We start from the raw sequence: 12,145 nt of genomic DNA on the forward strand, positions 1-12,145 counted from the left end.
AGAGCGCTAGTAAAATATGACGAAAAACGAAAATAAAAATCCCCGAATTCGCCAGTAAAATCAATGAATCCAGGTTAAGTTAAGTAAAAAGTTGCTGCAAAACTGTGGGGAATTATTTTAAAGGAATGCGGAAATCTCATTGAACAGGGTAGGAGCTTTAGTGAAATTGCAGATTATATACCAAAAATAAAAAGTAAAATGCATTTCCTTTTTGTTTTTGGAACACTGGAATATGCCAGAAAGGGAGGACGTATAGGAAGAATATCCGGAACCATAGGTGAAGTATTGGATATAAAACCCATAGTATATTTTGATGATAATCAAGGGATATGTTTTACCCGTGACAAGGTAAGGGGCAGAAAAAAATCCTTAAGTAAAATGATAGATATAGGCAGGCAGTTTTTGGGCAAATCTCCCTGTGATGTATATATAGTTCATGGCAATGCGCAGGAAGATGCAGAAAATGTTTATAATAGAATTTCCAAATTACACAATGTGGAAAATGCATATATGATAGGACAGATAAGCCCTATAGTAGGAGTTTATTCCGGACCCGGAACCGTGGGAATATGTTATAAAGAAAAATCATGGCCATTGACTTAACAAATGTAAATAGTTATAATTAATAAAACAATAAATATAAATCTTGAACTTATCAAGAGAGGTGGAGGGAACAGGCCCTTTGAAACCCGGCAACCAGTACATTGTACAGTGGTGCCAAATCCTGCAGCGGGAGCTGAAAGATGAGAATGTATTTTGTAATTTTAAGTCTGAGGTGTTTCCTCGGACTTTTATTTGTTTACGGATATTTATTTCATTCCTATGCTCAAGCTCCGCCTGAATCCAAGAATCACTTTATTTTTATTGTGGAATCAATTGAAAGGAAGGATGCGTTTGTATGCCTGAATTAAGTAAAAAACTAGTTAATTTCACGGACTCAGTTATAAGAAGAATGACCAGAATATCAAATAAATATGGAGCAATCAATTTATCCCAGGGTTTTCCGGACTTTGATCCGCCTAAAGAAATAAGAGAAGCACTTAAAATAGCAGCGGACAAGGGACCTCATCAATATGCAATTACCTGGGGTGCACAAAACCTGAGAGAGGCCCTTGCGGAAAAACAATCTAAATTTATGGGACTTGATATAGATCCAGAAACTCAGATTGCAGTTACCTGTGGAAGCACGGAAGCAATGATGGCCTCTGTTATGACTGTATGCAATCCCGGAGACAAGGTAATAGTATTTTCTCCTTTTTATGAAAATTATGCGGCAGATGCAATATTAAGCGGAGCACAACCTATATATGTACCACTTTACCCGCCGAATTTTTCTTTTAACAGGGAGGAGCTTGAAAATGCATTTAAGCAAAGGCCAAAGGCCCTTATACTGTGTAATCCATCCAACCCATCGGGGAAGGTGTTTACCTATGGGGAATTGAAATTCATAGCCGGCCTGGCAGAAAAATATGATTCCTTTGTAATAACTGACGAAGTATATGAGCATATTGTAATGGATCCATATAAACATGTTTATTTTGCTTCACTTCCAGGCATGTTCAACAGGACTTTAAGCTGCAGCTCTTTTTCCAAGACTTATTCTATAACCGGATGGCGGATAGGTTATGTCATAGGTGATGAGAGAGTCATAGAAAATGTAAGGAAAGTACATGATTTTCTTACGGTGGGGGCGGCGGCACCGCTTCAGGAAGCAGTTGTAGCAGGACTTAAATTACCCATGGAATACTATGATTGGCTGAAAAATCTGTATACTGAAAAGAGGGACTTGTTTCTTCAGGGATTAAGGGAGGCAGGACTTAAATATGTCAAACCCCAGGGAGCCTATTATGTTCTCATAGATGTTTCAGAGTTTAATGTAAAAGATGATTTGAAGTTCTGTGAGTGGCTTGCAAAAGATGTGGGAATAGGGGCAGTCCCCGGTTCAAGCTTCTTTAAGGAGGACATAAATTATTTAATAAGACTGCATTTTGCAAAAAAAGATGACACCCTTTTAAGGTCTATTGAAAAACTGAAAACACTCAGGGAAAAGGCTGAATTTTATAAAGAGGGATAGGCTGCTTATAATGTACAATTGACAATTGACAATGCACAATGCACAATTCACAATGCACGATGCACAATTTACAATGCATAATTTACAATGCATAATTCACAATTCGCAATGCACAATGTACAATGCATAATTCACAATTCACGATGCACAATTGACAGTGTACAATCACAATGCACGATTCGCAATTCAGAGTTTAAAATACAAGTTTAAAGACAATCCGGGGACAGGTTCCTAATTGTCTTTTTTCTTTAAGCTTATTTTTTAAAATATCTGTTACTTGATGGTACATTGATAAGCTGACTTTAAAATAATATATTAAAGATCGTTGCAATATTATTCTATTTGTTATATATTATATATAACAAATAGAATAGGAGGGCAGTTATGATAATTAAAATAGATTTTGATTCGGAAACACCTATATATGAACAGCTTAAAAGGAGCATTATAGAGGGAATGGCAGATGGAAATCTAAAACCGGGAGAAAGTCTTCCTTCCGTAAGGCAAATGGCAGAGGATATAGGGATAAACTTGCATACTGTAAATAAAACCTATAATATATTAAAGTCTGATGGTTACTTGAATATAGACAGAAGGACAGGAGCTGTTATAAATGAAAACTATCCTGAAAATAGTGAAAAATTTAATGAAAAACTGGTGAATGAATTTACTTACTTACTGGCAGAAGCTTATTTAAGACATAATAAATTAGAAGACATTTTGAAATTATGTTCTAATATATATGAAAAATATGATTTATCAAATAAATAAATATAAAGTAGGTGAGATAGTTATGAAGGAAAATTTATTTTTATGTATATATTTATTTCTAATATTTTTAATAGTGCTTGTAATTAATATATTGACGCCGAATTTTACTAGAAAGGAAATTGTATTTGGTTCCAGAATACCTGAAGATAAAATAAATAGTGTTGAAATAAGACAGATAAAAAGACAGTTTATAAGAAATAATTTAGTAATAGGAATTCCATTTATATTATTATTTAGTTTATTAAATTATGAATTTTTAAATGTAGGTATGATTTTATTTACTGTTTTTACCTTTGTTTTTGTGAATTTTTTAATATATATGATATCCAATAGAGCTGTTAAAAATCTTAAACTACAGTACTCATGGTTTAAAGATAAAAAGCAGGCGTTAGTAATAGACACTGATTACTCCAGAGATAAAGGTAAAACTTTGATATCAGCTTGGTTCTTCTTGATTCCTATATTTATAATTGTGATAAATATAATTTTAGGATATGTAAATTATGCACCTTTACCCCATAAAGTATCCACTCACTGGGATTTATCAGGAAATGTGAATGGCTATCAGATTAAATCAAAATTTTTGATCTGGGAAATGCCTCTTATTCAAATGGCATCTACTGCAGTGTTTTTTATAATATACAAGACAATAGGTTGGTCAAAACAGCAGATAGAAATTTCAAACCCTGAAATTTCTGTAAAAAAGGACAGAAGGTTCAGAAGAATATGGTCAATATACATGGTGATTTTTGCTGTGATAATAAATGTTATCTTTACTATGGGAACCATTCAGATATTTAGAATAGTTAAAATGTCTACCACATTTTTTAATATTGTAATGATAGTTTTTGTAATTTTTACAATTTTAATTACTTTAGTATTGTCCATAAGAATCGGACAGGGAGGCAGCAATATAAAAATGGAGAAGGACAGTTTTCAAAGAGAGGAATCTGGGTTTACAAATAAAGATGATGATGATTTCTGGAAACTGGCAAACACTATATATTATAATCCTGAGGATCCCTCCATATTTGTAGAAAAGAGATTTGGTGTAGGCTGGACAGTAAATGCGGGAAGGCCAGCGGGAATGGCAATATATATAGGTATTATTGTATTTACAATGGTAATTATAGGTATTGCGGTTTTTGCTCAAAGCTGAGAATTGTGAGCTGAAGTTTATCTAGGAGTTTATAGTGAATAATAAATTGTAAATGAAAGTTTCCGGCAGCATCTGAAAATCAACCAAAACTATTAATTCATGACTATAAGCTCCTAATTTTGATTAATCCGTAGCTTGTCCATTGTTAACTGTGAATTGTGCATTGAGAGTTGAGTATAGATGTCAATTATGAACTGTTAATTGCAGCCTGTGTATTTGAGCTGCCAACTGTCAATTGTACATCGCAAATTCTTGTGTTAAAATATTTTTATAGCTTCAAATATCAGCTGTGATATTTGGGCTTTAACATCTGAACTTTGTTATTTGAACTTTAAATATAAGGGGGGAAATTCTGTGATATCTGATAAAATGAAAGAATATGTGTCTAAGAGTTCTGTAATAAGGGCCATGTTTGAGGAAGGGAAGAGGCTGTCTTCGATTTATGGGGAGGAAAATGTATTTGATTTTAGTCTTGGCAATCCCAATGTAAAACCACCCGAATCCATAAAAAAAGCTGTAGCTGAAATATTAAGTGAGGAGCCTCCTAATCTGGTCCATGGATATATGAACAATTCTGGTTATGAAGATGTGAGGGCTGAAATTGCAGAACATATCAACAAAAAATACAATTTGAAATTAACTGAAAATAATTTGATAATGACCTGTGGTGCAGCAGGCGGATTGAATATTATTTTAAAAACCCTTTTAAATCCAGGAGATGAGGTTATTACCTTTTCACCGTTTTTCGGCGAATATGAGAACTATGTAAAAAATTTTGACGGAAAACTTGTAATTGTGCCTTCAGATACGGAAACCTTTGAACCTGATCTAAATAAGCTGGAGGACGAAATAAATTCCAATACTAAAGCTGTAATAATAAATTCACCCAATAATCCCACAGGAGTGGTTTATTCAGAAAAGCTTATTAAAGACTTGTCTGAAGTTTTAAACAGAAAACAACAGCAATTAGGCACCAGCATATATCTGATTTCTGACGAACCCTACAGGGAAATAGCATATGATGGGGTAAAAGTGCCTTATATATTGAATTACTATAGAAATTCATTTGTTGGATATTCTTACAGCAAATCACTTTCTCTTCCCGGAGAGAGAATAGGATATGTAGTATGTAATGGTGATGCAGATGATTTCAACGACATAATGCAGTCTTTAAATGTGGCAAATAGAATTTTGGGATTTGTAAATGCACCTTCACTGTTTCAAAGGGTAATTGCAAAATGTCTGGATTCGGAAGTGAACGTAAATATATACAGGAAAAACAGGGATCTTCTATATAATCACCTTGTTGAAATAGGATTTTCCTGTGTTAAACCTGAAGGGGCATTTTATCTGTTTCCTAAATCACTGATACCGGATGATGCTCTATTTGCAAAAGAAGCAAAGAAATTCAATCTGCTTATAGTTCCAGGCTCTTCTTTCAAGTGTCCAGGCTATTTCAGGCTTTCCTACTGTATTTCATATGACAAAATAAAAAAATCCCTGGATAGTTTCGATAAATTGGCTAAAGAGTACTTGTAAAAAATTGTTAAGGGGTCAGACCCCCTGACAATAAATGTCAGGGGGTCTGACCCCTATCCAAAAAAAGGAGATAATTATTGTGAGTAAACAGGATCAGATTTGTGCTTTTATAAATTGCAATATAATAGATGGTAAGTTTGAAAATGAATTGATAAAAAATGGCGTTATATTAGTGGAAAATTCAGATGAAAACGGCAAAATAAAATGCCTGGGAAATAAAGATGAGGTGAGCATACCTGAAAATTGCAGGATAGTTGACCTGAAAGGCAAATATGTACTTCCGGGGCTTATAAATGCTCATGCCCACCTTTTTGGAAACGGAAATCCTTTTGCAGAGGAGGGGGTGAAGAGAACTCCGGATGAAAATTTGGAATTTATGAAATCAGCTCTTGGAAAACACCTTCTTAAACAGGGAATGAAAAAAAATGCCATGGATGCACTTCATGCAGGAGTGACTACTTTTAGAAGTGTTGGAGATCCTTTTTACTATGACCTGGAAGTAAGGGATGAAATAAAAAGTTCCAGGGAAATTGGACCGGATATGCTTTGTGCAGGTCCCATGATATGCATAACAGGCGGGCATGGATATAAATTTGTGTCTGAGGCCAGTGATTCACCCTGGGAAGGAAGAAAAAAAGTAAGAACTCATATTTATAATGGAACAGATTTGATAAAAATAGCCAGCACGGGAGGAGTTACCGATTCCAAGAAAATAGGAGAAGCAGGAAGGGTGCAGATGACCTATGATGAAATTGCAGCCATATGTGATGAGGCTCATAGGGCAGGCTTACTTGTAGCAAGCCACTGTCAGAGCACCAGAGGACTTAAAGAAGCTCTCAGAGCAGGGGTTGATACTATAGAACACGGCGCTTCCATGGATGATGAAATAATACAGCTTTTTAAACACAATCCTAAATCCTTGAGAGGATACAGTGCTCTCATACCTACCTTTGCAGCTGCAGTTTATGTGTCGGAAATCAGCACGGAATACACTAAATTGGATAATGTGCAGCTTACCAATGGCAGAATTATAAGGGATGAAATGACGGAAGGATTTAAAACAGCCGTTAAAGAAGGAATAAGAGTTGGCCTCGGTACTGATGCAGCCATGCCTTTTGTAACCCACTACGGCACTTGGAGGGAATTGCACCTTCAAGTAAAATATGCTGGAGTTTCAAATGCACAGGCCATATCTTTTGCCACTAAATCAAATTCTGAAATTCTGGGAATTGACAGTGAAGTGGGCACATTGGAACCTGGAAAATTTGCAGATTTTATTGTCCTGGAGGGCAATCCCGCTGAAAATTTGAATTACCTTGAAAATCCAGCTATGGTAGTGAAAAGAGGAAATATTATAGAAAATACCCGAGACTGCATTATACCTGAAGTGGAAAAATTTATAAAGGATATTTAAAATAAGGGTCTGATCCTCTGACAGAAAATGTCAGGGGGTCAGACCCTTAGCTTGTCCAGCTTGTTTTCTTAATAATAGGTAAATACCATTTTTCCGTCTCTTAAAGCAATTGGTTTTGACCACAGCCATTTGTTTGTGGTACTGTCATCAAAATAGTAAAGTGCACCTTTTGTGGGATCGCAGCCGTGAAGTGCATCATAGGCCGCATTTCTTGATTCCTGGGTAGCAGGCTTGTTTATCCATCCGTTTTTCACTGGAGTGAACTGGTAGTATCCGCCTGATTTTTCGTATATCACATCTTTTATAGTGGATGGAAATCTTGAGTCATGGACTCTGTTTAAAACTACGGCAGCCACAGCAGCTTTAGCCCTGTAGGACTCACTTTCGGCTTCTGAATTTACCAGCCTTGAAAGCAGATCCAGGTCACTTTCACTGTAGGGCATTATAGCAGGAGAAGCTGCACTGATGCCTTTAAATACAGAACCTGCAGGTATATTCAGTACCTGGCCTGGGTAAATATGCTTGTCCACGTTAGAATTAGCAGCAGTTAATGCATCAACAGATATATTGAATTTTTTTGCTATCAGGAAAAGTGAGTCATTAGCTTGTACACTATAAGTTTTTGAAGTCACATTTAAAATTTCATTTGGATATATTTCAATTCCGCTTAAATTGTTATCCCGTATTAGTGTATCTGCACTGCTTTTAAATAACACACCTATTTTAAATAGAGAATCACCAGGTTTTACTTTGTAATTTGCTGCGTGAACCTGGGTAAAAGATATGGTACAAAGAGATGCTGCAAAAAACAGTGTACTGATTTTTCTGAAATTCATATTATGTTATCCCCCTTAATTTTGCCTGCGAGGTTAGTTGACGGGTTCGGGATTGGGATACCCCTACTTTTTGGCAAAAAGATTCACCCCTGAATATTATCCCCCGTATTTCATCACTGAAATTTAGGCTTGTCTTGGTTGTCATTTTAACAGTATTTCCAGAAAATATCCATATGGAATTGCTGGGATCCATGGCAGGTGTAACCATAAATCCCGCTATATTGTTAAGCTGGAACCTTAAAGTTTGAACTTACCCAGTGTTTTTGCAATATTCTGTGCCAGCATTGCCAGGCTTTGGGATGAATCAGCTATACCTGTGGAGGCCTTGGTAACTTCTTCAATACTGCTTAGTATTTCCTCGGAGCCGGCAGCAGATTCTTCTGCGGTGGAAGCTGTATTTTCAATGGCTGAACTTATATCCACCATCATTTCCTTCATTCGTTTTGAAGAACTATCAATGTGTTCTGACATGGTGTTCATAAAATCAGCATCCTTTTCATAATAAACTCCGGTTTCCATGAGAAGCTTATAATTGGGCTGTACACTATTTGATATATAATCCAGAATTTCATTGCTGCTGGAAGATAAATTTTTAAAAGCTGCTTCTACAGAAAGTACCATCCTGTTTATGCCTTCTACGGTATTGGAGGATTGTTCCGCCAGTTTTCTTATTTCCTCCGCCACTACTGAAAATCCCTTTCCTGCCTCCCCTGCCCTGGCAGATTCAATAGCTGCATTTAGTGCAAGCAAGTTGGTCTGCTCTGCTATACTTCCGATAGTTTCCGACATTACCTTAACCTGTGAAACTGCGTTCCCGTCCTTTATAGCTTGTATAATTTTATTCCTTTTCTCATTGTATAGGGAATCTCCCTCTTTTATATTTTGTAAGGCTTTTTCTTTTATATTTTTGGCGCGCTCTTTTATTTCTGAAGAGGTGTTGGTTGTTTTACCTGCATCATTCAGAAGGTTTTTCACATTTTGTGCTATTTCCTGGGAAGATGTGGTGATTTTCTGTGTAACGCTGCTTAAATTTTGAGCTCCTTCTGCAATATGTCCTGTGGATTCATTTACAGAATTCATCATGGAGGATATTTCTTCAGTGGATGCAGACAGTTCTTCACTGGAGGCGCTCATTTCTTCTATACTGACATTTATTTCACCGATTAGATTTTTTATATTATTTTTTGCCTGATTTGAATTTGTGGCAATATCTCCTATTTCATCTTTGCTTGTGGCTTTCAGGGAATGGCTCAGGTCGCCCTTGCTTATCAAGTCTGTAAAATGAAGTATTTTATTTATTCTTTTTATAATACCATCAGTGATTTTCTTGCCTAAAACTATGGCTGCAATTATTCCAAGTATTGTTATGATGATTATTGTGTAAAAAGAAGATTTGAATATCTTGTTATTATTGACATATTGAGTTTCAGCTTTTTTATTTGTAATTTTAATCAGCTGTTCAGCACTTTCAGTAAGCTTGTCCCTGTAAGAAGCAGCTTCTTTATTTAAAGTCATGGCATCATCATATTTTCCAACTGACATGAGATTTATTATATTATTGCATATTTTGAGCCAGTCAGCCCTTCGCCTGTTTAATTCAGTTAATTGGGTATTTTCCTCTGTAGTTAAATTTGAATTTTCATATGTATTGATTATACTGCTGTTTTGATTTTGTAATTTTTTCATGGCATCAATTGTTTTTTGAGTATTGTTTTTATCTCTGCTTTCAACTAAATTTATTATTTCCAGACGAAGCTTCATGGAGTTGGCATCGAAGGTGTTCAGGTTTTCTACAGTGATTAGATTATTGTTATGCAATTCACTGGAACCTTTGTTTATTTTGTCCAGGCTCACTATTCCAACAGCACCTACTATAATTATGAACAAAGATGTTGTCAGGAATCCCACCAGAAGCTTTCTTCCTATTTTCAGATTTACAAACCATTTCATATGATTATCCTCCTCTTATCAAATCAATTGTAATTGCAAATGAAGGAAAAGTGCTATTCCCTAATAATAATTTACGCTTACAATATTAATAATAATATCCTGTTATCACAAATTTATCACAAATTACTAAAATTTTTTAATTCAAATAAATATAAAATGTCGAATTATATAATATAAAGTAACATAATCTTATAGCTGCAATATTATGTATTAAGCAGGTTTAGCCTGTCCATTATAGATTGGACCTTTGTTTTTGTATTACATAAAAACAAAGGAGGTGTTATTTTGAAAAATCGATGTATCCGTTCCAGAAAAATTCCAGTAAGCTTGAAGCACTGCAGATATCTGGGGGCGGGTCATAGTGGACAAGTATATCTCATGCCAAATGGAAGGGTGTTAAAAATATTTAACAATTCGCAAAGCTGCAGAAATGAATTTTATATACTGAAGACAGTAGAAAAAAGCGGGTATTTTCCAAAAGCCTATGAATTGGGAAGATATTATATTATAAGAGAATATGTAGGCGGCATGAATGTAGGGGATTATCTGAAAAAATATGGATTAAAGAGGGAATTTGTTATAAAGGTGGTAGATTTGATTGATGCCATGAAGATGATGGGATTTAAGAAATTGGAAATCAGATTCCCCCACTTGTTTGTTCAGGAGGATGGATCCCTTATGCTGATAGATCCTAGAAAAAGTTATGAAGAAAATATACCTTATCCAAAGTCCTTTTTAAGGGCATTAAAAAAAATGGGACTTCTGGAGCAGTTCATGCAGGTACTGGCTGAGGAAAGGCCTGATATGGATTGGGGTGAATATATGGAAACAAAAAAGCAGTCAAGATAGATTAAGCTTTGTATGGTATTGGAAATGATAAATGATAGATTTTCGGCCAGCAGCTGAAAACCTATCATTTTTTGATCTTTATCCTCCAAATTGTTCATTTCGGATTAAAAAAGACTTTTTAATGTTGAAATATTTAGACAAAAATACTAATATACTTGTAAGTAATAAAATTATGAGGTGAGGGTGTAAATATGAAAGTAATTTTTATTGTACCGGCAGCAGACATAAGGAGAAATGCCATATATAGATTTGGGGATAAAATTTATGGACATACCAATTCTATTGTGGGACCTTTGATACTGGGGGGAATATTGAAAAATGCAGGGCATGATGCAGAAGTATATGAGGAGATGTATACAGATCTGGATTTTGATAAATTTGAAGATGCAGATTTAATAATGATTTATACCATGACTTCTTCTTCCGCAAGAGCCTATCATATTGCAGACTACTTTAGAAAGGTAAAACACAAAAAAGTGGTGATAGGAGGCATACATGCTTCCAGTGTGCCCGAGGAGGCCCTGCAGCATGCAGATCAGATTGTGGTGGGAGAAGGGGAAAAAGTAATTGTGGACGTAGTCAATGGAAATATTAAGGATAAAATTGTTTATTCAAAATGTGTAGAGAATTTAGATGAGATACCTTTTCCGGATTACAGCATTTTAAAAACTCCCTGCAAGGCTGCAAATGTCATAACCTCCAGGGGATGTCCTTTTAGCTGCTCATTTTGTACTACATCCAGAATGTTTCATCCTTACAGGAAGAGAACTCCTGAAAATGTCATAGAAGAATTGAAGATGTATAAAAGCCAGGGTTTTAAATATGTAAATTTTGAAGATGACAATTTTACCGCAGACAAAGATAGGGCCAAGGAGATACTCAGGAAGATGATTTCAAATAATCTGGTATTCAAAGAAACATTTTTCTTCGGGCGAACAGATATGGCAAAAGATGAAGAACTGCTTCAGCTGCTTCATGATGCACATTTGAACAGGGTACTCATCGGAATTGAATCCCTGAACCAAAAATCTCTGGACAGCATAAATAAAAAACAAAAAATTACTGATATTGAAGAATGCGGCACAATTCTTGCAAAATATAAAATAAAATTGATAGCAAGTCTGGTATTGGGTTTGGATGATGACAGCATGGAAGATATAGAAAGAGGAGAGAAATTCTGTGAAAAAATAAATGCCTATCAATTTCAACCCTCCATTTTAACTCCTTTCCCTAAAACACCTGTTTATAATCAATATAAAAGAGAAAATCGTATATTTAACAATGATTGGCAGTATTATGATATGATGGTTGTAAATTTCAAGCCTAAAAACATGTCACCCTATGAACTGCAAAGTGAATTTTTTAAAGTGGCAAAATTGTTCTACACCTTTAAATCCTCCTTTAGTATGTTCAAAATTTTCGGATTCGCAGCCTGGATTAGAAGAATTGGATTATGGGCTGCAGTGAAATTCGGGGAAGCTTTTTTCAAGAAAAAATCAAATAAAAGGGATGGAAATATATATAACAAAATAAAAGAAGCATCCATTTAAGAG

Annotated in this window: 10 protein-coding genes and 2 riboswitches; of the genes, 8 read left to right on the forward strand and 2 right to left on the reverse strand. The window is 35.2% G+C overall.

Annotated elements, in window-relative coordinates; genetic code table 11:
* The first annotated feature begins 114 nt into the window (after positions 1–114).
* The 6 genes from ACYUJ6_RS02490 to ACYUJ6_RS02515 all read left to right on the forward strand — a co-directional run bounded on the left by ACYUJ6_RS02490 (position 115) and on the right by ACYUJ6_RS02515 (position 6,957).
* Positions 115–603: a DegV family protein gene (locus tag ACYUJ6_RS02490; protein ID WP_461845416.1), complete on the forward strand. Its 489-nt coding sequence runs from the start codon at positions 115–117 to the stop codon at positions 601–603.
* A gap of 46 nt (positions 604–649) precedes the next feature.
* A riboswitch (SAM riboswitch) is annotated at positions 650–750 on the forward strand.
* A gap of 148 nt (positions 751–898) precedes the next feature.
* Entirely contained in the window at positions 899–2,074 is a 1,176-nt protein-coding gene (locus ACYUJ6_RS02495) for a pyridoxal phosphate-dependent aminotransferase (RefSeq protein ID WP_461844304.1), read from the forward strand.
* A gap of 384 nt (positions 2,075–2,458) precedes the next feature.
* On the forward strand, positions 2,459–2,845 hold the full coding sequence (locus tag ACYUJ6_RS02500) for a GntR family transcriptional regulator (RefSeq protein ID WP_461844305.1): 387 nt from the start codon (positions 2,459–2,461) through the stop codon (positions 2,843–2,845).
* Positions 2,846–2,867: 22 nt separating this feature from the next.
* Positions 2,868–4,004 (forward strand): DUF1648 domain-containing protein, encoded by a 1,137-nt coding sequence (locus ACYUJ6_RS02505; RefSeq protein ID WP_461844306.1) that lies wholly within the window; start codon positions 2,868–2,870, stop codon positions 4,002–4,004.
* Between the two features lie 354 nt (positions 4,005–4,358).
* A complete protein-coding gene (locus ACYUJ6_RS02510; RefSeq protein WP_461844307.1) occupies positions 4,359–5,543 on the forward strand; it encodes a pyridoxal phosphate-dependent aminotransferase in 1,185 nt (394 codons plus the stop codon).
* Between the two features lie 79 nt (positions 5,544–5,622).
* Positions 5,623–6,957, forward strand: a complete 1,335-nt coding sequence (locus tag ACYUJ6_RS02515; protein WP_461844308.1) for an amidohydrolase family protein — start codon at positions 5,623–5,625, stop codon at positions 6,955–6,957.
* Positions 6,958–7,025: 68 nt separating this feature from the next.
* On the opposite strand, the gene ACYUJ6_RS02520 is transcribed toward ACYUJ6_RS02515, so the two are convergent.
* Both ACYUJ6_RS02520 and ACYUJ6_RS02525 read right to left on the reverse strand, forming a co-directional pair.
* Positions 7,026–7,793 carry a cell wall hydrolase gene (locus ACYUJ6_RS02520; protein WP_461844309.1) on the reverse strand — a complete coding sequence of 256 codons (768 nt, stop codon included), beginning with the start codon at positions 7,791–7,793 and terminating at the stop codon, positions 7,026–7,028.
* 7 nt (positions 7,794–7,800) lie between these two features.
* Positions 7,801–7,933: riboswitch (cyclic di-AMP (ydaO/yuaA leader) on the reverse strand.
* Positions 7,934–8,030: 97 nt separating this feature from the next.
* Positions 8,031–9,743 (reverse strand): methyl-accepting chemotaxis protein, encoded by a 1,713-nt coding sequence (locus ACYUJ6_RS02525; protein ID WP_461844310.1) that lies wholly within the window; start codon positions 9,741–9,743, stop codon positions 8,031–8,033.
* Positions 9,744–10,028: 285 nt separating this feature from the next.
* Here ACYUJ6_RS02525 and ACYUJ6_RS02530 point away from each other — a divergent pair, with 285 nt between their 5' ends.
* Both ACYUJ6_RS02530 and ACYUJ6_RS02535 read left to right on the forward strand, forming a co-directional pair.
* Entirely contained in the window at positions 10,029–10,592 is a 564-nt protein-coding gene (locus ACYUJ6_RS02530; protein ID WP_461844311.1) for a protein kinase, read from the forward strand.
* A 191-nt stretch (positions 10,593–10,783) separates the two neighbouring features.
* Entirely contained in the window at positions 10,784–12,142 is a 1,359-nt protein-coding gene (locus tag ACYUJ6_RS02535) for a B12-binding domain-containing radical SAM protein (protein ID WP_461844312.1), read from the forward strand.
* Positions 12,143–12,145 lie beyond the last annotated feature (3 nt).

Source organism: Clostridium sp. JNZ X4-2, assembly GCF_054889485.1.